The organism is Streptomyces sp. NPDC032721 (assembly GCF_055579625.1).
The window spans coordinates 1-22,335 of sequence record NZ_JBVIMX010000007.1 but is presented as its reverse complement, the minus strand read 5'-3'; the positions used below and the strand labels follow the sequence as shown (position 1 = coordinate 22,335).

At 70.8% G+C, this 22,335-nt stretch carries 19 protein-coding genes; 10 read left to right on the top strand and 9 right to left on the bottom strand.

The window, feature by feature from the left end; all coding sequences use genetic code 11:
• Positions 1-82 precede the first annotated feature (82 nt).
• From ACZ5PB_RS16175 to ACZ5PB_RS16155, 5 genes are read left to right on the top strand one after another with little or no spacing between them, the layout of a single operon-like run.
• A complete protein-coding gene (locus ACZ5PB_RS16175; protein WP_468691599.1) occupies positions 83-1,222 on the top strand; it encodes a 5-(carboxyamino)imidazole ribonucleotide synthase in 1,140 nt (379 codons plus the stop codon).
• Positions 1,219-1,752: a 5-(carboxyamino)imidazole ribonucleotide mutase gene (gene purE / locus ACZ5PB_RS16170; RefSeq protein ID WP_468691597.1), complete on the top strand. Its 534-nt coding sequence runs from the start codon at positions 1,219-1,221 to the stop codon at positions 1,750-1,752. Before ACZ5PB_RS16175 ends, purE begins: the two co-directional genes overlap by 4 nt.
• Before the next feature lie 5 nt (positions 1,753-1,757).
• Entirely contained in the window at positions 1,758-2,957 is a 1,200-nt protein-coding gene (locus ACZ5PB_RS16165; RefSeq protein WP_468692088.1) for a dipeptidase, read from the top strand.
• 29 nt (positions 2,958-2,986) lie between these two features.
• Positions 2,987-3,271, top strand: a complete 285-nt coding sequence (locus ACZ5PB_RS16160) for a type II toxin-antitoxin system RelE/ParE family toxin (RefSeq protein WP_468692087.1) — start codon at positions 2,987-2,989, stop codon at positions 3,269-3,271.
• Positions 3,268-3,573, top strand: coding sequence for a helix-turn-helix domain-containing protein (locus ACZ5PB_RS16155; protein WP_468691595.1), 306 nt, complete (start codon positions 3,268-3,270; stop codon positions 3,571-3,573). The genes ACZ5PB_RS16160 and ACZ5PB_RS16155 overlap by 4 nt, the downstream gene beginning before the upstream one ends.
• Positions 3,574-3,655: 82 nt before the next feature.
• Here ACZ5PB_RS16155 and ACZ5PB_RS16150 read toward each other — a convergent pair whose 3' ends face one another.
• The gene (locus ACZ5PB_RS16150; protein WP_468691593.1) at positions 3,656-4,831 is read right to left on the bottom strand and encodes an acyl-CoA dehydrogenase family protein; all 1,176 of its coding nucleotides are present in this window, start codon (positions 4,829-4,831) and stop codon (positions 3,656-3,658) included.
• A gap of 219 nt (positions 4,832-5,050) precedes the next feature.
• Between ACZ5PB_RS16150 and ACZ5PB_RS16145 the strand changes: the two genes are divergently transcribed.
• The gene (locus ACZ5PB_RS16145; protein WP_468691592.1) at positions 5,051-6,388 is read left to right on the top strand and encodes a UDP-glucose dehydrogenase family protein; all 1,338 of its coding nucleotides are present in this window, start codon (positions 5,051-5,053) and stop codon (positions 6,386-6,388) included.
• 24 nt (positions 6,389-6,412) lie between these two features.
• Here the strand turns inward: ACZ5PB_RS16145 and ACZ5PB_RS16140 are convergent, their stop codons facing one another.
• Entirely contained in the window at positions 6,413-7,513 is a 1,101-nt protein-coding gene (locus ACZ5PB_RS16140) for a dipeptidase (RefSeq protein WP_468691591.1), read from the bottom strand.
• A gap of 159 nt (positions 7,514-7,672) precedes the next feature.
• Positions 7,673-8,221: an acyl-CoA thioesterase gene (locus tag ACZ5PB_RS16135; RefSeq protein WP_468691590.1), complete on the bottom strand. Its 549-nt coding sequence runs from the start codon at positions 8,219-8,221 to the stop codon at positions 7,673-7,675.
• Positions 8,222-8,327: 106 nt separating this feature from the next.
• Here ACZ5PB_RS16135 and ACZ5PB_RS16130 point away from each other — a divergent pair, with 106 nt between their 5' ends.
• A complete protein-coding gene (locus ACZ5PB_RS16130; protein ID WP_468691588.1) occupies positions 8,328-9,650 on the top strand; it encodes an LCP family protein in 1,323 nt (440 codons plus the stop codon).
• A gap of 73 nt (positions 9,651-9,723) precedes the next feature.
• Here ACZ5PB_RS16130 and ACZ5PB_RS16125 read toward each other — a convergent pair whose 3' ends face one another.
• The gene (locus ACZ5PB_RS16125; protein WP_468691586.1) at positions 9,724-11,214 is read right to left on the bottom strand and encodes an LCP family protein; all 1,491 of its coding nucleotides are present in this window, start codon (positions 11,212-11,214) and stop codon (positions 9,724-9,726) included.
• A gap of 135 nt (positions 11,215-11,349) precedes the next feature.
• On the opposite strand from ACZ5PB_RS16125, the gene ACZ5PB_RS16120 reads away from it, so the two are divergent.
• A complete protein-coding gene (locus ACZ5PB_RS16120; RefSeq protein WP_468692085.1) occupies positions 11,350-12,384 on the top strand; it encodes a glycosyltransferase family 2 protein in 1,035 nt (344 codons plus the stop codon).
• Between the two features lie 82 nt (positions 12,385-12,466).
• Here the strand turns inward: ACZ5PB_RS16120 and ACZ5PB_RS16115 are convergent, their stop codons facing one another.
• The 4 genes from ACZ5PB_RS16115 to ACZ5PB_RS16100 form a co-directional block, all read right to left on the bottom strand.
• Positions 12,467-14,173 (bottom strand): LCP family protein, encoded by a 1,707-nt coding sequence (locus ACZ5PB_RS16115; protein ID WP_468691585.1) that lies wholly within the window; start codon positions 14,171-14,173, stop codon positions 12,467-12,469.
• A gap of 53 nt (positions 14,174-14,226) precedes the next feature.
• A complete protein-coding gene (locus ACZ5PB_RS16110) occupies positions 14,227-16,020 on the bottom strand; it encodes an LCP family protein (RefSeq protein WP_468691583.1) in 1,794 nt (597 codons plus the stop codon).
• Between the two features lie 228 nt (positions 16,021-16,248).
• A complete protein-coding gene (locus tag ACZ5PB_RS16105) occupies positions 16,249-17,643 on the bottom strand; it encodes an LCP family protein (protein WP_468691582.1) in 1,395 nt (464 codons plus the stop codon).
• A gap of 164 nt (positions 17,644-17,807) precedes the next feature.
• On the bottom strand, positions 17,808-18,578 hold the full coding sequence (locus tag ACZ5PB_RS16100; protein WP_468691580.1) for a TIGR03089 family protein: 771 nt from the start codon (positions 18,576-18,578) through the stop codon (positions 17,808-17,810).
• Between the two features lie 128 nt (positions 18,579-18,706).
• Here ACZ5PB_RS16100 and ACZ5PB_RS16095 point away from each other — a divergent pair, with 128 nt between their 5' ends.
• The gene (locus ACZ5PB_RS16095; RefSeq protein ID WP_468691579.1) at positions 18,707-20,011 is read left to right on the top strand and encodes an N-acetylmuramoyl-L-alanine amidase; all 1,305 of its coding nucleotides are present in this window, start codon (positions 18,707-18,709) and stop codon (positions 20,009-20,011) included.
• Positions 20,012-20,141: 130 nt separating this feature from the next.
• Complete coding sequence (manB, locus tag ACZ5PB_RS16090; protein WP_468691578.1) at positions 20,142-21,224, top strand: mannose-1-phosphate guanylyltransferase; 1,083 nt, start codon at positions 20,142-20,144, stop codon at positions 21,222-21,224.
• 4 nt (positions 21,225-21,228) lie between these two features.
• Here the strand turns inward: manB and ACZ5PB_RS16085 are convergent, their stop codons facing one another.
• Positions 21,229-22,140, bottom strand: a complete 912-nt coding sequence (locus ACZ5PB_RS16085; protein WP_468692084.1) for a DNA-3-methyladenine glycosylase family protein — start codon at positions 22,138-22,140, stop codon at positions 21,229-21,231.
• Between the last annotated feature and the right edge of the window lie 195 nt (positions 22,141-22,335).

Sequence of the window (22,335 nt, the reverse complement as noted above, 5' to 3'; positions counted from 1 at the left end):
ACCCACCCCCTGTAGGTTCGTACGAACACCCGGAGGCCCGGGGTGGTGTGTGCCTACGGATGGCCTGGAATACCCTGTCCGAGTGACGTTCCCGGTAGTCGGCATGGTCGGTGGCGGTCAGCTCGCCCGAATGACCCACGAGGCGGGCATCCCCCTCGGCATCAAGTTCAAGCTCCTCTCGGACACCCCCCAGGACTCGGCGGCCCAAGTGGTCAGCGACGTCGTCATCGGCGACTATCGCGACCTGGACACGCTGCGCGCCTTCGCGCGCGGCTGCGACGTGATCACCTTCGATCACGAGCACGTCCCCACCGAACACCTGCGAGCCCTGGAAGCGGACGGCATCCCCGTCCGCCCGGGGCCCGACGCGCTGGTGCACGCCCAGGACAAGGGGGTGATGCGCACGAAGCTCACCGAGATCGGGGCGCCCTGCCCCCGGCACCGCATCGTGAGCGACCCGGCGGACGTGACCGCCTTCGCCGCCGAGGGCGACGGGTTCCCCGTCATCCTCAAGACGGTGCGCGGCGGGTACGACGGCAAGGGCGTCTGGTTCGTACGCTCCGAGGCCGACGCGCACGACCCCTTCCGCGCCGGGGTCCCGGTCCTCGCCGAGGAGAAGGTCGACTTCGTCCGCGAGCTGGCCGCCAACATCGTGCGCTCCCCGCACGGCCAGGCCGTCGCGTACCCCGTCGTCGAGTCGCAGCAGGTCGACGGCGTCTGCGACACGGTCATCGCCCCGGCGCCCCACCTCTCCGAGGCCCTCTCCGGCGAGGCCCAGCAGCTCGCCATCCGGATCGCCGTCGAGCTGGACGTCGTGGGCCACCTCGCCGTCGAGCTCTTCGAGACGAGGGACGGCCGCATCCTGGTCAACGAGCTCGCGATGCGCCCGCACAACTCCGGCCACTGGACCCAGGACGGCGCGATCACCTCGCAGTTCGCCAACCACGTCCGCGCCGTCCTCGACCTCCCGCTGGGCGACCCGCGCCCGAGGTCCACCTGGACGGTCATGTGCAACGTGCTCGGCGGCGACTACCCCGACATGTACAAGCCGTACCTCCACGTCATGGCGCGCGACCCGCAGGCGAAGATCCACATGTACGGAAAGGACGTGAAGCCCGGCCGCAAGGTCGGCCACGTCAACACCTACGGCGACGACCTCGACGACGTGCTGGACCGCGCCCGTCACGCCGCCGGCTACCTCCGAGGAACGATCACCGAATGACTGCTCCCGCCCCCCTCGTCGGCATCGTCATGGGCTCGGACTCCGACTGGCCCGTCATGGAGGCCGCCGCCACCGCGCTCGCCGAGTTCGAGATCCCGTACGAGGTCGACGTCGTCTCCGCACACCGGATGCCGCACGAGATGATCGCGTACGGCGAGGAGGCGGCGGGCCGCGGCCTCAAGGCGGTCATCGCGGGCGCGGGCGGCGCGGCACACCTCCCGGGCATGCTGGCCTCGGTGACCCCGCTCCCCGTCATCGGCGTTCCGGTACCCCTCAAGTACCTCGACGGCATGGACTCCCTGCTCTCCATCGTGCAGATGCCGGCCGGCGTCCCGGTCGCCACGGTCTCCGTCGCCGGCGCCCGCAACGCGGGCCTGCTCGCGGCCCGCATGCTGGCCGCCTTCGACCCCTCCCTCCTGGCCCGCATGCAGGAGTTCCAGCAGGACCTGAACGCCCAGGCCACCGAGAAGGGCAAGCGCCTGCGCACGAAGGCCATGGGCGGCCAGGACCACTTCGGCTTCGGGAAGTGACCGCGATGACCACCCACGCCTCGGACCACCTGGACGCGGCCCTGGCCCTCCTCGCCGACTTCCCCGTCGTCGACGGCCACAACGACCTCCCCTGGGCCCTGCGCGAGCAGGTCCGCTACGACCTCGACCGCCTCGACATCGCCGCGGACCAGTCCGCCCACCTGCACACGGACCTGGCGCGGATGAAGACGGGCCGCGTCGGCGCCCAGTTCTGGTCGGTCTACGTACGTACGGACATGACCGGCGACGAGGCGGTGAGCGCCACCCTCGAACAGGTCGACGTGGTCGCCCAGCTGATCGCCCGCTACCCCGGTCACCTGGTCCGCGCGCTCACGGCCGACGACATGGAGTCGGCCCGCAGGGACGGCCGCATCGCCTCCCTGATGGGTGCCGAGGGCGGCCACTCCATCAACAACTCCCTGGCCACGCTGCGCGCGCTGCACACCCTGGGCGTCCGCTACATGACCCTGACCCACAACGACAACATCGCCTGGGCGGACTCGGCCACGGACGAGCCCGGCGTCGGCGGCCTCTCCGCCTTCGGCCGCGAGGTCGTACGCGAGATGAACCGCGTGGGCATGCTGGTGGACCTCTCCCACGTGGCCGCCTCCACCATGCGCGCGGCCCTGGAGACGACCGAGGCGCCGGTCATCTTCTCCCACTCCTCGGCCCGCGCGGTCTGCGACCACCCCCGCAACATCCCGGACGACGTCCTGGCCGCCCTGCCCGCCAACGGCGGCGTGGCGATGGCCACCTTCGTCCCCAAGTTCATCCTCCCGGAAGCCGTCTCCTGGACGCTCCGCGCGGACGAGAACATGCGCGCCCACGGCCTCCACCACCTGGACACCACCGCCGAGGGCATGAAGGTCCAGCACGCCTTCGAGGCCGCCAACCCCCGCCCGATGGCCACCCCCGCCACGGTCGCCGACCACCTCGACCACATGCGCGAGGTCGCCGGCATCGACCACATCGGCATCGGCGGCGACTACGACGGCACGGCGTTCACCCCGGCGGGCCTGGAGGACGTCGCGGGCTACCCCAACCTCATCGCCGAACTCATCTCCCGCAACTGGTCCACCCAGGACCTGGCCAAACTCACCTGGCAGAACGCGGTCCGCACCCTCCGAGACACCGAATCGGTCGCCCGCAACCTCCAGCAGCACAGGACCCCGTCCAACGCCACCCTGGAACAACTCGACGGCTGAGAGTGGGGGAGCTCCCATTTGCATAGGCACTGGAGCGGCTCCAGGAAGCGGGCCCGGCTTTGCGTCGCCCCACCGTGGGCACATTGGACCACAGCCGGTTTCGCAACATACGGGAGCTCCGGCCGCGCAGCGGGGGCACGGTCAGCATCCGGATGCTGTTCGTCTTTGACCCGGTGCGGCGAGCCGTCTTTCTCGTTGCGGGCAACAAGGCGAGCGGGCGGCAGTGGGCATCCTGGTATCCGAAGGCGATCAAGGAAGCCGATGCCAAGTACAGCGCCTACTTGGAAGCGTTGAAGGAGGAGGGCGAAGCATGAAGCTCGGCGGCATGGACGATCTCGCAGCAGACATCACGCCGGAGAAGCGCGAACGGATCGACGCCATCAAGCGCGAGATGGTCGATGCGGAGCGCGGGCATGAGCTGGCTGCGCTCCGGAAGGCGCAAGGTATGACCCAGGCGCAGGCGGCGAAAGCCATGGGGGTGACGCAGGGGCGCATCAGCCAGATCGAACGTGGAGGCGTGCGGCTGGACACCTCAACGATGGCTTCCTATCTCGAAGCCATCGGTGGCGAGCTGACGATACTGGCCACAGTGGGCAACGTATCTGTGCGTCTCTGATGCCTGGACCAGGGGCTTCTTTTGAGCGCGGCAAGAAGGGGGCGCCCGATGGGCGCCCCCTTGGCCTGGTTGCCTGAATCGACTACTTCGGCAGGTTGCGCGCCATCACGATGCGCTGGATCTGGTTCGTGCCCTCGTACAGCTGCGTGATCTTGGCGTCGCGCATCATCCGCTCGACCGGGTAGTCCCGCGTGTAGCCGTAGCCGCCCAGGAGCTGGATGGCGTCCAGGGTGATCTCCATGGCGGCGTCCGAGGCGTAGCACTTGGCGGCGGCGCCGAAGAAGGTCAGGTCCTCCTTGTCGGCGCCGGCGGAGACGCGCTCCGAGCGGGCGGCGGCGGAGTAGGTGAGCTGGCGGGCCGCTTCCAGCTTCATCGCCATGTCGGCCAGCATGAACTGGACGCCCTGGAAGTCGCCGATCGGCTTGCCGAACTGCTTGCGCTCCTGGACGTAGCCCTTGGCGTAGTCCAGGGCGCCCTGGGCGATGCCGACGGCCTGGGCCGCGATGGTGACGCGGGTGTGGTCCAGGGTCTTCATCGCGGTGGCGAAGCCGGTGCCCTCCTCGCCGATCATGCGGTCGGCGGGGATGCGGACGTTGTCGAGGTAGACCTCGCGGGTGGGGGAGCCCTTGATGCCGAGCTTCTTCTCCGGGGCGCCGAAGGAGACGCCCTCGTCGGACTTCTCGACGACGAAGGCCGAGATGCCCTTCGAGCGCTTCTCCGGGTCGGTGACCGCCATGACCGTGTAGTACTCGGACTCGCCCGCGTTGGTGATCCAGCGCTTCACGCCGTTGAGGACCCAGAAGTCGCCGTCGCGGACCGCGCGCGTCTTCATGCCCGCGGCGTCCGAGCCCGCGTCCGGCTCCGAGAGGCAGTACGAGAACATCGCGTCGCCCTTGGCGAGGGGGGCGAGGTACTTCTTCTTGAGGTCTTCGCTGCCCGAGAGGATGACCGGGAGCGAGCCCAGCTTGTTGACGGCGGGGATCAGGGAGGAGGACGCGCAGACGCGGGCCACCTCCTCGATCACGATGACCGTGGCGAGCGCGTCCGCGCCCGCGCCGCCGTACGCCTCGGGGACGTGCACCGCCTGGAGGTCGGAGGCGATGAGCGCGTCCAGGGCCTCCTGGGGGAAGCGGGCGTTCTCGTCCACCTCGGCGGCGTGCGGGGCGATCTTCGCCTCGGCCAGCGCGCGCACCGTTTCGCGGAGCAGGTCGTGCTCTTCGGACGTGCGGTACAGGTCGAAATCGGGCGAACCTGCCAAGGTCACTCACTCCCAAGGGTGCGGACTGCGATGCTAACTACCGTTAAGTAACCCTGATTTTAGGCGTTCGGGCCGATCAGGGATACGTGAGTTTGCCGACAGCTCCCGGCCGGCGTCCGGTCGGGCTGAATTTGCCCCTACAAGCACCCGGATATGCTCGGGCGCGTTGTCCCGCGCCGAAGTCCGGCGCTGTCCCGCCCGTATCACTAGGAGCACCACATGGCCCTCAGGATCACCGTGATCGGCACCGGCTACCTCGGCGCCACCCACGCAGCGGCCATGGCGGAACTGGGGTTCGAGGTGCTCGGGCTCGACGTCGTACCCGAGAAGATCGAGATGCTGTCGGCCGGGCGGGCGCCGATGTACGAGCCGGGACTCGAAGAGCTGCTGGCCAAGCACGTGGAAGGGCTGCCGGGGGCGAGCGGGCGGCTGCGTTTCACGAGCGACTGGGCGGAGGTCGGGGCGTTCGGCGATGTGCACTTCCTGTGCACCAACACCCCGCAGAAGCACGGCGAGTACGCCAGCGACATGAGCTACGTGAACAGTGCCTTCAACTCCCTGGCGCCCGTCCTGAAGAGCGACGCGCTGGTGGTCGGCAAGTCGACCGTGCCGGTGGGGACGGCGGCGCGGCTCAAGGAGCTGCTGGCGGAGAAGGCGCCCGAGGGCGTCGAGCTGGCCTGGAACCCGGAGTTCCTGCGCGAGGGCTTCGCCGTCCAGGACACCCTCCACCCGGACCGGATCGTGGTCGGCGTGGAGAGCGAGCGCGCCGAGAAGATCCTGCGCGAGGTGTACGCGGCGCCGCTGGCGGAGGGCTCGCCGTTCGTGGTGACGGACTTCCCGACCGCGGAGCTGGTGAAGACCGCCGCGAACTCCTTCCTCGCCACGAAGATCTCCTTCATCAACGCCATGGCCGAGGTCTGCGAGGCCGCCGACGGGGACGTGGCGAAGCTGGCGGAGGCGATCGGGCACGACGACCGGATCGGGAAGAAGTTCCTGCGGGCCGGGATCGGCTTCGGCGGCGGGTGCCTGCCGAAGGACATCCGGGCGTTCATGGCGCGCGCCGGTGAGCTGGGTGCCGACCAGGCGCTGACATTCCTCCGCGAGGTCGACTCCATCAACATGCGCCGCCGCGGCCACATGGTCGAGCTGGCCCGCGAGGCGCTCGGCGAGGGCGGCTTCCTGGGCAGGCGGGTCGCCGTGCTCGGTGCCACCTTCAAGCCCGACTCGGACGACGTACGCGACTCGCCCGCGCTGAACGTCGCAGGTCAGATCCACCTCCAGGGCGGTCAGGTGACCGTGTACGACCCCAAGGGAATGGCCAACGCCCGGCGCGTCTTCCCCACCCTCGGGTACGCCGATTCCGCGCTCGACGCGGTGCGCGGCGCGGACGTGGTGCTGCACCTCACCGAGTGGACCGAGTTCCGCGAGCTGGACCCGGCGGAGCTGGGCAAGGCCGTCGCGAACCGGCTGATCCTCGACGGGCGCAATGCGCTGGACTCGGCGAAGTGGCGCGAGGCCGGATGGACGTTCCGGGCGATGGGCCGTCCGAAGGCCTGATTCCGGTTCCGGGAAAGGGGTGGCTCAGCCGTCCATTTCCTCGATGCGGGCCGTGGAGGGGCCCCTGCGCTGCTGGGCCGTGCGGGCGGTGAACTCCACGTCGCGCAGCACCCGCTGGAGGTTGCCCCAGGTGAGCCTGGCCAGGTCGGCCTCCGGCCAGCCCCGGTCCAGGAGTTCGGCGATCAGCAGCGGATAGCCCGCCGTGTCCGCCAGCCCGGCGGGGCGGCCGGCGCCCGTGTCGTACGTACCGGAGAGACCGACGCAGTCCGGGCCCGCCAGCGAGCGGACGTGGTCGAGGTGGTCGGCGACGCTGCGCAGTGAGGGGCCGGTGCGGTCGGCGGCGAAGGGCACCATGCACAGGCCGCCGTTCTCGCGCAGCGCCGTCAGTACGTCGTCGGGGACGTTCGCCGGGTGTTCCCTGAGGGCCAGCGCTCCGGAGCGGCCGAAGACCACCGGGGCCCTGGACACGGCGAGGGCCGCGCGGGCCGTCTCGACGGTGGCGCCGCTGAGGTCGGCGAGCATGCCGATCCGGTTCATCTCCCGTACGACTTCCTGCCCGAACCTGGTCAGCCCGGTGGGCGGCGCCCAGTCGGTGCCGGTCAGGGTGACGCTCCGTACGCCCAGGGCGTGCAGGGAGCGCAGGGCGCCCAGCGAGTCGCCCAGCGCGGTGGCCTCGGCCGGGCCGAGCAGCGAGGCGATCCTGCCGCAGGACCTGGCGTCGCCGATCTCGCCCGCGCTCAGCGCGAGCCGCAGGCCCTCGGGGTGGCTGCGGACCAGGGCGAGTACGCGGTCGATCTGTTCCAGGGTGGTGGCGACGGCGCAGGCGGCGTCGCCGTGCGCGGTTCCGCCGGTGTGCAGCGACCAGAACTGTGCGCCGACGCCGCCCGAGCGCAGCCGGGGGAGGTCGGTGTCGAGGCTGCTCTCGCCCAGCTCTATGTCGGACCAGGGGACGGAGCGCAGCGCCCAGGCGAGGCCGTTGTGGCCGTCGGCGACGGGGTGCGCGGCGAGCAGGGCGCGGGCCTGGTCGAGGAGGCCCGGGGGAGGGGCGGTCGCGTCGTGCACCGGCTCCGGGGCGAGCTCGCCCGCGGCGGGGGAGGCGTGCGGGTCGTCCTGCAGCAGTGCCATGAGGGGGGCTCCGGTTCCGCGACGGCAGACGGCTGTACGGGCAGTACGGGCAGTACGGCAACCGTGGCACGGGAGCGGCGGGGGTTCACGGCGGGTGTGGCGTTCGGGGGTACGGGCGCGGGTACGGCGGGGCAGGGTCCGGCCGAGCCCCGGCGGCGGTCAGTCGTTGAGGCCGTCGGCCGCCCGGCGGTCGCGGAGCTCCTTGATGGCGCGGCGGCGGGCGAGGCGGTGGGTGCGCCGGATCTGGGCCTCCTGGTAGCGCCGCTGGTCGCGTTCCGTCTCGGGGAGCACCGGCGGTACGGGCCGGGTCTTGCCGTCCGCGTCGACGGCGGCGAACACGAGGTACGCGGAGCCGACCTGCTGGGCGGGCGTCGACTCGTTCCACCGCTCGGCCAGCACCCGTACCCCGATCTCCATCGAGGAGCGGCCGGTCCAGTTGCACTGGGCCTTGACGTGCACCAGGTCGCCGACCTGCACCGGCTCCAGGAAGACCATCTCGTCCATGGAGGCGGTGACGGCCGGGCCGCCGGAGTGCCGGCCGGCCACCGCGCCCGCCGCGTCATCCACCAGCTTCATGATCACGCCACCGTGCACGGTGCCGAGCAGATTCGTTTCCGCAGCGGTCATGATGTGGCTCAGCGTGGTGCGGGAAGCGGAGGTGGGCTTGCCCGGAATGAGTTCTTCCGGGGCCTGGGCCTGATCTGTCATGCCCTCTACTTTATGCGCGTGCACATTGCATCAGCTCTGCAACAGCCAGGCCCCGATTCCCCACCTGGCCTTCTGACCACCCCCGCGCAGACGGCACACTGAATGAATGAGCGACTGGCCCAGTGCACGAAACGACGACCGCGGCGACCGGTACGGCCGAGGCAGCGCAGGCGCGCAGCCCGAGGGCCCCCGGGTGATGCGGCATGTGCAGCGCGGCCAGGCCCCGCGGCCCGCACCCCAGCGTCCGTCCGCCCCGCCGCACGGCGTCCCGCCGCAGCAGTCGCAGGGCTACGACGACGACTACCCGGTGTGGGACGGCGGCGGCGCGCAGCAGGGCAGCCGCAACGACGGCTACAACACCGGCCAGGTCTACGGCGGCAGCGGCAACGGCAACCGCTCCGGCGGCCCGCAGGGCCCCGGCGGTGGCGGCGGACGCGGCCCGCGCCTCGCCCCCAACTGGGGACGCCGCATCAAGATCGGCGCGATCACCGTCGTCTCGGTGCTGGCCGTCACCTCCGTCGCCACCTACTTCTGGGCCGACTCCAAGGTCCGCCGCGAGGTCGACCTCTCCAAGGTGATCGACCGGCCCGAAGAGGGCGACTGCACGACGTACCTGATCGTCGGCTCCGACAGCCGCGAGGGCATGACGGCCGAGGAGAAGAAGAAGCTGCACACCGGCTCCGCCGAGGGCAAGCGCACCGACTCGATGATGATCCTGGCGTCCTGCTCCAGCGGGAACACCATGGTCTCGCTGCCCCGCGACTCCGACGTGGAGATCCCGTCCTTCGTCGGCTCCCAGTCCGGCAAGCGCTTCGAGAACAAGCACCGCCGGGTCAAGCTGAACGCCGCGTACGCCGAGGACGGCCCCGAGCTCCTCGTCCGTACCGTCGAGCACAACACCGGACTGCGCATCGACCACTACGCCGAGATCGGCTTCGCCGGTTTCGCGAACATCGTGGACGCGCTGGGCGGCGTCGAGCTGGACATCCCCCAGGCGTTCAAGGACAAGAAGTCCGGCGCCGACTTCCAGGCCGGCAAGCAGACCCTCAACGGCGAGCAGGCCCTGGCCTTCGTCCGCACCCGGTACGCCTTCAAGGACTCGGACTTCGCGCGCACCAAGAACCAGCAGAAGTTCCTGTCGGCGCTCGCCTCGCAGGCGGCGACGCCGGGCACCATCCTCAACCCGTTCGCCCTGTACCCGACGCTGGGTGCGGGCCTGGACACCCTGATCGTCGACAAGGACATGGGGCTGTTCGACCTGGCCGAGATGTTCTTCGCGATGAAGGGCGTCCAGGGCGGCGAGGGCAAGTCGATGAACATGCCGAAGTCCGGCATCCGGAACGGCAACGTGATCTGGGACAAGGAGAAGATGCGGCAGCTGGTCAAGCAGATCAAGAACGACGAGCCGGTGACGGTCACCGCGGACTGACCACCGAGGGGGCCCGGGCCGGGACCGGGGCCGGGGCCAGGGCCGGTCCCGGGCCCTCCGGAGTTTCCTGGGCCTACGGGCAGGTGACCTGGTCGCCCGTGGCCGTGCCGAACTCACCCTGATACGGGTTCTCCGCCCTGACCGGGGTGACCGCACGGTAGTCGGCCCCCGCCGTCACGCGCATCAGGCTGCCCTGCCCGGGCACCGCCTTCAGCCCGCAGCCCGGCAGCGCCGCCGCCAGTGTCTTGGCGGAGCGGTCCCACCGGGGGTCGTACGTCACCAGGGTGCGGGTCAGATCGCGGCGCGCCCCGTTCCCCGGTACGCCCGAGGTCCGGAAGCCGGTGGCGCGCAACGCCTTGTCGACGCGCCCCGCCAGCCCCGCCGTACGCGTGCCGTTGTCGACCTGGACGCGGACCTGCTGCGGGGCGACGTCCACCAGGGTCGCCCGGGGCTTCTTCGGCCGGGGCACGGTCAGCGGCCGGTCCTCGCGCAGCGCCTGGAAGAGCTTCTTCGACTTGGCCGCGTCCCACTTCAGGGTCGAGCCGATGCCCTTCACCGGGAAGCTCATCTGCCCGATCGGCACCGACGTGAACTCCGACGACGCCGGGGAGAAGCCCCGCATCGCCCGCGCGAGCGCGAACATCTCGTCCGTACCGAAACCGCTGTCCGCCCGTACGGACCCCAGCAGCGTCCCCGCCACCTCCCGGAACTTCACCGGGTTGAGCAGCGCCCCGCTGTCCGTCGCGCGGGCGATGAAGGCCGCCAGGAAGCGCTGCTGGCGCTGCATCCGCCCCAGGTCGGAGGCCCCGTCGATGTGCCGGGAGCGTACGTACTGGAGGGCCTCGCCGCCGCCGAGACGGTGCGTGCCGGGCGGGAGGTCGAGGCCGGTGTAGCTGTCCTTGAGCGGGGCGGCCGTGCAGATCTCGACGCCGCCGAGCACGTCCACCGTCTTCATGAAGCTGGTGAAGTCGACCTCCAGATAGTGGTCGATCTTGACGCCCGTCATGTGCTCGACGGTGCGGGTGGTGAGGGCCGGGCCGCCCTCCGCGTACGCCGCGTTCAGCTTGACCGGGTGTGCCTTGTGGTGGTCGCCGGTCGTCTCGTCGGTGTGCTCGGGCAGCTCCGCGTAACTGTCCCGGGGGAGGCTGACGATGCTGGCACGGTCCCGGTCCTCGGAGACGTGCACGACCATGACCGTGTCGGTGCAGTGGCAGGGGGCGCCGCCGAGCCGGTACTTCTTCTTCTCCTCGGCCGTGATCCTGTCGCGGCCGTCGGTGCCGACCAGCAGGAAGTTCATGCCGTGCCCGCCCTCGGGCCTGTTCTTCATGTCCTTGAACGGGTCGACCCGGCTGATCTGGGTGTTCATGCCGGTCAGCACCGCGTGCCCGATGCCTCCCGCGGCCAGGACGAGCACCGACAGGGTGGTCGCGGCCCGCATTCCCCAGCGCGGCCGCTCGTCCTGCCTGCGCCCCCTGGCCGGTGCCCCGTGCGGGTCCCGGGACTGCTTCGGCCGTCGGCGGCCCTTTCGCGGGCGCGGTGCTGGCGGACGGGGCGGCACGGGCACGGGGGACACCTCCGCAAGGCACAGGACGGGGATCGGGTGCACCGTATGCCGATACGATCTGCAGCCCGCGGCAGCGCCACGGCCGCCGCGCGAGGCTGTCCCCCGTTCGCGGTAACGTGAGCCGGTGTGAACGACATACCCGCCGCCGCCCCCGCTGTCTCCGTGATCATGCCGGTGCTCAACGAGGAGCGGCACCTGCGCAGCTCGGTCCGTCACATCCTGGAGCAGGAGTACGACGGCGAGATGGAGGTGGTGATCGCGCTCGGCCCGTCCACGGACCGCACCGACGAGATCGCCGCGGAGCTGGTACGGGAGACCGCGTCTCATCCCCGGGCCCGGGTGTACACCGTTCCCAACCCCACCGGCCGTACCCCCGCAGCCCTGAACGCCGCGATCAAGGCCTCCCGCCACCCGGTCGTCGTCCGCGTCGACGGCCACGGCATGCTCTCGGCCGACTACATCGCCACCGCCGTCCGCCTCCTGGCGGAGACCGGCGCGATGAACGTCGGCGGCATCATGAACGCCGAGGGCGAGACCCCCTGGGAAGAGGCCGTCGCCGCCGCGATGACCTCGAAGATCGGCGTGGGCAACGCCGCCTTCCACACCGGCGGCGAGGCCCAGCAGGCCGAGACCGTCTTCCTCGGGGTGTTCCGCCGCGAGGCCCTGGAGCGGCAGGGCGGCTACAACGAGGAGTTCATCCGCGCCCAGGACTGGGAGCTGAACTTCCGCATCCGCGAGGCCGGCGGCCTGATCTGGTTCTCGCCCGAGCTGAAGGTCCAGTACCGCCCGCGCCCGTCCGTGAAGGCGCTCGCCAAGCAGTACAAGGACTACGGCCGCTGGCGGCACGTCGTCGCCCGCTACCACCCCGGCTCGATCAACCTCCGCTACCTCGCCCCGCCGGCCGCCGTCTGCGCGATCGCGGCGGGCACCCTGGCCGGCGCCCTGGTCACCCCGTGGGGCTTCGTCGTCCCGGCCGGCTATCTGGCCGCGATCACCGCGGGCTCCCTGCCGGCGGGCAGGGGCCTGTCGCTGAAGGCGCGCGCCCGGATCCCCGTCGCGCTCGCCACCATGCACATGTCGTGGGGGTACGGCTTCCTGACCTCGCCGAAGTCCCTCGCGAAGCGCGTCATCGCGAGCCGCAGGCCCGCCGTGCAGGGTGCGGGCGTGTAGCCGTCCGTTTCATACGTACGAGAGAAAAGAGAAGGGGCCCGGGACGCGAAGTCCAGGGCCCCTTCTCCTTGCGCGGACGGGATCAGTCCTTGCCGTTCCACTGGTACACGCTGTACACGTCCATGCAGCCCTTGTCGTTGCCCTTGACCGCCTCGGCGGATTCCGGGACGTCGCCCGCCTTCGGCACCTCGGCCTTCGGGTAGGAGGAGCCCGTGCGCCAGTCGGCGCCGACGGTCAGGGTGACGCCCGAGGCGTCCGTGGACCTGCTGATCGCCGAGGACGGCAGGCCGAGCGCCTTGGCGACCGCCTGGGCGTCGCCCTCCAGTTCGGCGCTGGGGAAGCTGACCGTCGTGCGTTCGACGTGCGGGCCGCCCTTGACGGCCGAGGCCCGGGTGTAGCCCTTGCCGGACAGGATCTGCGCGACGGCGGAAGCCCGGCCCGGCGTGGAGGCCCGGGTGTCGCTGCCGGTGCCGTTCTGCACGGTGACCGCCAGCTCCCCGGGGGTGGCCGAAGGTTTCTTCGCGGGCTTCTCGGCCGGCTTCTTCGCGTTCTTGCCGTCGGACTTCCCGCCGTTCTTGTCGAACGGGATGTCGTCCTGGAGCAGCTTGAGGACCTTGGGGGAGTCCTTCGGGTCCACGATGTAGTGGGCGAGGGGGTTCCGCGGGTCCGCGATCGTCGGCAGCGAGGTCATGGTGATGCTGTCCGAGGGGACGTCCTTGAGCTCCATCGCCAGGTCGAAGAGCTTCTTGGGCGTGCCGATCTCGTCGGAGACCTGGAGGGCCTTCGTCGCGGTCTCGGCGAGCGAGGTGATCCGGCCGACGTTGGTGAACGCGTCCTCGGCCTGGAGCTCGCGCATCATCGAGTTCATGTACATGTGCTGCGCCTTCGCGCGGCCCTTATCGCTTCCGAACGCGTGCCGGGTGCGTAGCCACTGGAGAGCCTGCTCACCCTGGATCTTGTGCGAGCCCTTGGCCAGCTTGAGGCCCGAGCCGCCCTTCTCCGTCCTCGTCGGCCTGTCCCACACACCCTGGTTGAGGCAGACCTCGACACCGCCGACGGCGTCCGACATCTGCACCACACCGGAGAAGTCGATCATCAGCCAGTGGTCGATGTAGACGTTGGTGAGCTTCTGCCAGGTGTCCAGGACACAGCTCGGACCGCCGCGCGCCAGCGTCTGGTTGATGATCGCGCTTCCCGCGGGGGTGACCTTCTGGGTCTTCTCGTCCTTGCACTCGGGGATGTTCACCCGGGTGTCGCGCGGGATGCTCACCACCGAGGCGTGCTTGCGGTCGGCGGAGACGTGCAGCAGCTTCTGGACGTCGGCGAGCGGCGGGTTCTTAGTCAGGTCCTTGCCACCGCCCAGCTTCACGTTCTTCGGATCGGCGCGGCTGTCGGAGCCGATCAGCAGGATGTTCAGCGGGGTCTGCCCGGCCGCGTTCGCCTTGGGCTTGTCCGGGCCGCTGCCGTTGCTCCGGGCACTGCTGCGCAGATTGCTGTTGAGGTGTTCGTAATAGAGGTAACCGGCGCCGGCCGTGCCGAGGATCAGCACGGCCAGGGATATCGCGGTCCAGCGCAGGATGCCCTTGCCCTTGTTCCGGCCACCGCCGCGCCCGCGCCGCCGGGAGCCGCCCCGGCGGTGCCCCCCGCCGTCGCCCCCGCCGTCGGCGGTCACCGCTGTCGTTCTGTCCGCCGGATCCGTGTCCCCGCGCGCGCCGTCCTCGTAGAGACTCTCGTCCCAGCCGAGACTGCCCGCGCGGGTTCCCTCCCCGTGCACACTGCTGCTGCCCACCGGGCCCCCACCCACTCCCACTCAGATTCTGTTCTCTGCCCGGTGACCGGCGGTCACTTGGCGCATACCGACTTGTCGGCGTTGGCCCGCTGGATTCCCTCCGGCACCTTCGCCGGTCCGCCGATCGGCTGACCGGCGGCCTTGAAGTCCGAGCCCAGCGTGAGCGTCATCGGTACGCGCTCGCCCGCCTGCTGCCCGGTCGGCTTCATCGCCGAGGAGGGCAGCCCCATCATCGCCGCCAGCGCACGCGCCTGGTCGGCCTGGTTCTCGCCGTACTCCAGCGTGGTCTTCGGGATGTCGGGCCCCGGCGAGTTACCGCCGTTGGTCGCCAGCTTGACGCCCTTGGTCAACTGGAGCCAGGACAGTGTCTCCTGGGCGGCACCACTGGGACCGCCCCCGTTGAAGACATTGACCCGTACGTCGTCGGCGGCGGCCTTGGCGCCCTTCAGCAGGGCGTCCTGCTTGGCGCTGGCCTGTGCCTTCTGCTCCTTCTCCTTCTTCTTCACCTCGGTCAGCGAGGTGTCCGACCGCAGCAACGCGAAGAGCGGGTCGGCCTTCTCGCTGTTGACGACCACGGTGGCCTTCTTGCCCACCGGCTCGTCGGGGTTGTCGAGCACCGGCAGCGTCGTGAAGGTGATGTTCTTCGGGTCGACCTTGGCGACCTCCTCGGCCAGCGACTTCAGCTTGAGGATGCTGCCGATGCCGGAGTCGACGGTCATCGCCTGGGTGGCCGCGTCCGCCAGGTCGTAGAGCTTGGTCGGGTTGGTCAGCGTCTCGCTGGACTTCATCTTGCGGATCATCGAGCCCAGGAACTGCTGCTGGGTCTCGATCCGGCTGAGGTCGGAGCCGCTGCCGAAGCTGTGCCGGGTGCGTACGAAGGCCAGCGCCTGCTCACCCTGGAGGGTGTGCGTGCCCTTGGCCAGCTTGAGGTGCGAGTCCTTGTCGTCGACGTCCCTGGCGACACAGACGTCGACGCCGCCGACCGCGGTGCTCAGCGTCTTCACCGCGTTGAAGTCGACCATCATGAAGTGGTCGACGGTCAGCCCGGTGATCTCCTTCACCGTGCGCATGGTGCAGCCGGGGTCGCGCCCCGACTGGCCCAGGCTGGTGTTGAAGCGCTCCTTGGGGCTGCCCGGGACGACCTTCTCCGAGCCGTCCTCCTGCTTGGTGGGGCAGTCCGGGATACGGGTCTTCAGGTCGCGCGGGATGGAGAGCGCGGTCGCGTTCGTCCGGTCCTTGGAGACGTGGAAGAGGATCGTGGTGTCGGCGTGGCCGGGGCTGTTCTTGTCGCCGTAGCCCTCGTTGCCGTCACCGGTGCGCTTGTCGGTGCCGATGACCAGGATGTTGACGGCCTGGTCCTTCTTGAAGCCGCCCGAACCGCCGGAGACGTCCACCGACTTCAGGTTGCCGTTGAAGTGCTCGTACAGCGCCCACGCGCCGACCGAGCCCGCGACCAGGACGACGCCCATGACGATGCCGGTCGTCCTCAGGGCGCGCTTGCGCGGCTTGGCCTGCTTGCGCTTGCGGCGGCCCGCTTGCTGCGCGCCGCCGCTGCTGCCGTTGCCGCCCGGAACGCCGCCCGGGGAGCCGCCCGGACCGCTGTCCGGGCCCTGGCCGCGGCGACTTCGCTGGGGCGGCACCTCGCGCCGGGGTGCCGCTGTGTCCCGGCCCCGCTGCTGGCGGGCGTCACGGCTGCGTCCGCGACGGCTGCCCGGTGGCTGCCCCGCGTTTCTTGAGGACCCTGCGGAATGATCCAGTCGCAGTTCGTAGTTGCCGGTGTGCGGGTTGAGAACCCACTGGTCGGCGGGGTCGATCTCGTCCGCCCCGCCTCGGCTGTGCGCGTCCACGGTTGCCTGAGTCCTCCGTCGGTCCCACGCGAGGCGCCTCCCCCCAGGCGGCTCTTCTTACGGTCCAGTCGTGTGTGCGAGACCCGATGAGCGGCTCGTTGCACTGGATCGCGTCACACTATCTGTCCAGATCAGCGCCTAGCGACGTCAGTGACAAATTCCACGCCCCTTACAACCGGGCAATCCATCCAAAACGCAACGGGGAACGTCCCCGGTTTGGGAATCGCTTTACTCGCACATGCCCGTGGCGGCGTTTGTACCGGCGAAAGTCGGGGTCGGCGACGGGGTGGCAGGACCCTCGTCGTCGGGCTTCCCGTCCTCGCCCGCCCTCTCGGCGGAGGGGTTTTTGCCTGGTTCGTCCCCCGGCTTCAGGGACTTGGCGGGCGCCACCGTCACGGGGGTGTCCTCGCGGAGCTGCTTGAAGAGCGTCGCCGCCTGCGGCTGGACGAGCTCGTCGCGGTTGCTGTCGTACCGGTAGGCACGCCGGGGCACCGTCATGAACTGGATCTTGTCCGACGGCACGTCCCTGGCACTGCTCACCAGGTCGTACAGATCGCGCAGCGAGGCCAGACCGGGGTCCGTGGTCAGGGACTTGGTCGCCGCGTCGAGCACCGGGTAGAGCTTCGTCGGGTTCAGCAGGACGCCGTTGCTCTGCATCTTGTTGACGAGCGAGGCGAGGAACTGCTGCTGGCGGTCCATCCGTTCGGTGTCACTGCCGCCGCCGATCGACTTCCTGGCGCGTACGTAGCCCAGCGCCTGCTCCCCGTTGAGGGTCTGCGGGCCCGCCGGGAGCCGCAGGTGCGCGTCCCGGTCGTTGATCGGCTCCTTGAGGCAGACGTCGACGCCGTCGACCGCGTCCACCATGTCCTTGAAGCCCTGGAAGTCGACCACCATGTGGTGGTCGAGGCGCACCCCGGTCATCTTCTCGACGGTACGGATCGTGCAGGCCGTGCCGCCCATCTCGAACGCCCAGTTGAACTGCGCGAACATCGCCCGGGTGCGCGTCCCGTCCGACTTCGTACAGGCGGGGATGTCCACCATCAGGTCGCGGGGGAGGGACACGGCGGTCGTGCTGGAGCGGTCGGCGGCCAGGTGCAGCAGGATCGTGGTGTCCGAGCGCTGGGTGCCCTCGTCGCGGCCGTACTTGGAGTTGCCGCCCGCGCGGGAGTCGGAGCCGATCAGCAGGATGTTCTGCGCGTTCTGCGCGACCGGGGCCTGGGTGGGACGTTCCTTCTCCCAGGTGCGGAGCTCGGCGGCGGCACTGGTGTCCGTCGTGATGTTGCCGTCCAGCTTCTGGTAGAAGTACCAGCCCGTCCCGGCCGCCCCGAGCACCACCAGGGCAGCTCCTGCGGCGGACCAGCGGATCCAGTGGCGACGGGGGCGGGGCGGGGAGTCGGCGGTGGACTCGGCGGGGTCGTCCGGGGCGGCGGACCCGGTGGACTCGGCGGAGCCCTCCGGGACGGCCGGTTCGGGGGAGTCGGCCGGGTCGCCGCCCCCGGGAGTTCCGTCCTTGGCGCTGCTGGCTCCCGACGCGCTCTCCGGTGGTCCGGCCGCGGCTGCGGCCGCTGCCGACTCGTCCGGTTCGGGGGGCGTGCCAGCAGTGTCGGTCACGTCTGCGTCCATCCTCGTACGGAGTCGGCGGCACGCTGGGCCGTCGATCGCAGGAGTAGACGGCTGAAACCAGCGCTTGGTTGTGCGTGCAACCGATCATGTACCGGGGCCGCTCCCGCGCCCGCGAGGCCGCGCCCCGGTTCACCGGATGGACGGCCCCCGGCGGCGTATCTCCCCTACGACCCGGCGGGACCGCCCACCGTGTGCGTGACGCGCTCGCTCCCGACGCGCGCGGCGAGGCCCTCGGCGGACAGCTCGCCGAGGTTGCGGCACAGCACGATCGAGCCACCCGAGACCAGCGGGGCGTACAGACCGGAGGACAGTCCCTCCCAGGTGTCGTACGAGAGTCCCGACAGCACGCGGGACCCGGGGCCAAGACCGAGCGCCACCGCGTCCTCGTGCGCCCGCTCCACCAGCTCGGCCGCCGTCAGCTCGCTGCCGCCGACGCTCAGCGCGGCGTCCTCCGGGTCGACGGGGGCGTAGGGAGCGAACCGGTCGCCCTGGGAGGGGACTTCGACCGCGTAGTCGGCGAAGCCCTCCGGCGGCCGCGGTACGAACCGGCCGCCCAGCGGACGCAGCGCCAGCGCGATCCGCTCGCCCCGCCCCGCCCGCGCCGTCTCCAGCGAGTCCGGCCCGCTGACCACCACGTCCGCGGCCTCCGGCTTGCCCCGTACGTCGGCCGCCACGCCCACCGAGGAACAGGCGAGCAGCCAGACCGCGGTCTGCCAGTGCGCCGGCAGGTACAGCGCGAGCCGGTCGCCGGGCCCCGCGGAGAGGTCGCCCTGAAGGAGGTTGGCGGTCTTGGCCACCCAATTGGCGAAGGTGGCGACGGACAGTTCGACGCGCTCGCCGGTCGCGTCGTCGTAGAAGGTGACGAGGGGACGGCCGGGGTCCGTGGCGAGTGCGGAACGCAGCAGGTCGGCAGGGGTGCGGTCGGTGGTGTTCATCCGAGGAGCGTACGCCCGGGGGTACCTCGGCGGCGGGCGCCGGGGGAGCGCGGGAGGCACCCGTCCGGCAGACAGGGCGTCAATTCACCGATGGACAGATTTATATGACTATGTCCAAGATTCAGGGCATGCGTGCACTCGTTGCTTCCTCGATCGCTTTCGCCTGCGCGTCCGTCATCGCGCTCCCGCTGATCCTGCCCGACGGTGTGGGTGCCGGGGCGGGTTCCGACAACGCGGGCCGGGGCGGCGCGCGGGCCGCGGACCTGCCGGGGTCCACCCGGTCGCTGCCGCTCTCGCCGCTGGGCGGGCGGAGTGCGGACCGGGCGCTGAGGGCGGCGCCCGCGGCTGCGGGTCCGGGTGCGGCTCTGGGCGTCAACTCCCGGGATGTGGCGCCGTTCTCGCTGGTCGGAGTCGTCTGGGACGATCCGCGTGCGGTACTGGAAGGACGGGTCCAGGTACGTACGAGAGCCGTCGGCGCCCGGACCTGGTCCGGCTGGCAGGACCTGGCGACCGGCCACGCCGACCACGGCGCCGACCCCTCGGCGGCCGAGGCCAACACCGGCCGTACCCACGGCGCGACGGCCCCGCTGTGGGTCGGCCCCTCGGACGGGGTCCAGGCACGGGTCCAGCGCCGTACGGAGGACGAAGCGGCACCCGGCGAGGCCGCCCCGCTGCCCCGGGGACTGCGCATCGACCTCGTCGACCCCGGCGCCGAACCGGGCCGGGGCTCCCTGCGCGCCGCGCCCGCCGCCGGTCTGGAGGTCCCGGAGCTCACCGTCGAGGAGACCCGGGCCCAAGCGGAAGCGGAGTACGGCGGTCCGAGGCGGTTCATCGGGGCCCGGCCGCGCATCATCACGCGCCGGGCCTGGGGCGCGGACGAGAAGCTGAAGGAGAAGGGCAATGTGTACACGAAGACGATCAAGGTCGCCTTCGTGCATCACAGTGCGTCTGGAAATGGGTACAGCTGTTCGCAGTCCGCCTCACTACTGCGCAGTATTTACCGCTACCACGTCAAGAGCAGTGGTTGGCGTGACTTCGGCTACAACTTTGCCGTCGACAAGTGCGGCAACGTCTACGAAGGGCGTGCCGGAGGTGTGGCCAAGGCGGTCCTCGGGGCGCACACTCTCGGTTTCAACACCAACAGCATGGGCATCGCCGTTCTCGGGACGTACACCCATTCAGCCCCGCCCGCCGCAGCGGTGAAAGCCGTCGCCAGACTCGCCGCCTGGAAGCTGGGACTGCACGGAGCCAACCCGAGAGCCACCACCTACCTCACCTCAGGGGGCAGCAACCTCTACAAGAAGGGCAGGAACGTCCGGCTCAACGTCATCTCGGGCCACCGGGACGGCTTCGCCACCGAGTGCCCCGGCGGGCACCTGTACCGGAAACTCGGGACCGCCAGAGGGGCCGCCGCCCGACTCCAGGGCCGCTGACGGGACCGCAACGTACACGCTGCGCCCCGTCACTCACCGCGCGGGGCTCCGACCAGGACGCACTCGAACAGTCTGCATACACTGGCCGCCCACTATCCGGCCGGCCCCAGCAGGAAGCAGAGACGACAAGGTGACTGAAGCGATCCTCCTGGTCGGGGGCAAGGGAACCCGGCTGCGGCCGCTCACGGTGAACACCCCCAAGCCCATGGTCCCGGCCGCCGGCGTGCCCTTCCTGACCCACCAGCTGGCCCGCGCGAGAGCGGCCGGAGTCGAACACATCGTCCTCGCCACCTCCTACCTCGCCGAGGTCTTCGAGCCGTACTTCGGCGACGGCTCCGCACTGGGTCTGCACCTCGAATACGTCACCGAGGACGAGCCGCTGGGCACCGGCGGCGCCATCCGCAACGTCGCCTCCCGGCTGCACTCGGGACCCGACGAACCCGTCCTGATCTTCAACGGCGACATCCTCACCGGCCTGGACATCGAGGCCCTCGTCACCACCCACCGCGACTCGGGCGCCGACGTCTCCCTCCACCTCACCCGGGTCGAGGACCCCCGCGCCTTCGGCCTGGTCCCGACGGACGGCACGGGGCGGGTCACGGCCTTCCTCGAAAAGCCGCAGACCCCCGAGGAAATCGTCACCGACCAGATCAACGCGGGCGCGTACGTCTTCCGCCGCTCGGTCATCGACACCATCCCGGCCGGCCGCCCGGTCTCCGTGGAACGCGAGACCTTCCCCGACCTGCTCTCCTCCGGCGCCCACCTCCAGGGCATGGTCGACTCCACCTACTGGCTGGACCTCGGCACCCCGCAGGCGTTCGTCCGCGGCTCCGCCGACCTGGTGCAGGGCCGCGCGCCGTCCCCGGCGGTCCCCGGCCGCTGCGGCGACCGCCTCGTGATGCCGGGCGCGACCGTCGCCCCGGACGCGAAGCTCACCGGCGGTACGACGGTGGGCGCCGACGCCGTGATCGGCGAGGGCAGCCGGATCGAGGGCAGCACGATCCTCGCGGGCGCGGTGGTCGAGGCGGGCGCGGTGATCACGGACTCACTGGTCGGCGCGGGCGCCAGGATCGGCGCCCGGACGGTGCTGTCGGGCGCGGTGATCGGCGACGGCGCGGTGATCGGCGCGGACAACGAGCTCCGCGAGGGAGTACGGGTGTGGTGCGACGCGGTACTCCCGGCAGCCTCGCTCCGCTTCTCCTCGGACCAGTAGGTATTCAGAGGTGTGAGATCCGCCCCGGAGCACGGCGAGGGCCGTGCCGGGGCGGAGTCAGCCCGGTGAGCAGGATCAGCCGGACGGCCCGGTGGCGCTGGCCCTCGTAGGGGGCCAGCAGCTCCAGCATGTCGTCGTCGGTCGCCCCGCGCCGCCCCGTCAGGGCGTACCCGACGATCCCCGGCAGGTGCAGATCGCCCACCGTCAGGGCGTCGGGTGCGCCGTTGCTGCGCTGGAGGGTCTCGGCGGAGGTCCACGGCCCGATCCCGGGAACCGCCTCCAGCCGCGCCTTCGCCCTCTCGTACGGCATCCCCGCCGCCTCCTCCAGCCGGGCGGCGACCCGTGCCGCCCGGACGACGGTGTCGGCACGCTTGGCGTCGACGTTCGCCCGGTGCCACTCCCAGGACGGAATCAGCGCCCACCCCCGGGCGTCCGGCATGACGAACAGCCCCTCCGGCACCCCGGGCCCCTCGGGCACCGGCGCGGGCTCCCCGAACTTCCGCACCAGGTGCCGCCATGACCGGTACGCCTCGGTGGTGGTCACCTTCTGCTCAAGCACCGACGGAATCAACGACTCCAGTACGAGGCCGGTACGGCACAGCCGCAGCCAGGGGTGCTGATGCTCGGCGCGGGCAACGACCTGGTGGCGCGCCACGAACGGCCCCGGATCGTCCCACTCCCCGAGCAGCCCGGGCAACCGCCCCATCAGCCACCCCGCCCCAGGCCCCCAGGCCTCAGCAGCCCCCGCTGCCACCCGCAAGGTCCCAGGCCCCTCCGGCGTCCTGCTCACCCGCCACACGGCCCCATCGGCCCCCACCTGATACGTCGGATCCGCCCCACCCCGCCGCAACGGCCCCAAAACCCCCCGAACCCCAAACCGCCCAGCCATCCCCATCACCCTTCCGCTCCCCCACAAATTCTCACCCACCCCGCTGACCGGCGTCGCGCCTGCGGCGGGCGATGCCCCTCCCCACCCCTTCCCTAGACCGCTGGCCGCGGGGCCAGGGGTTCGGACCTGCGGGCCGGTGGTGGGTTGCTCGCGCAGTTCCCCGCGCCCCCAAAACAACCACTCGTGCCCAGCGCCGCGCAGTTCCCTGCGCCCGTCGGCGAC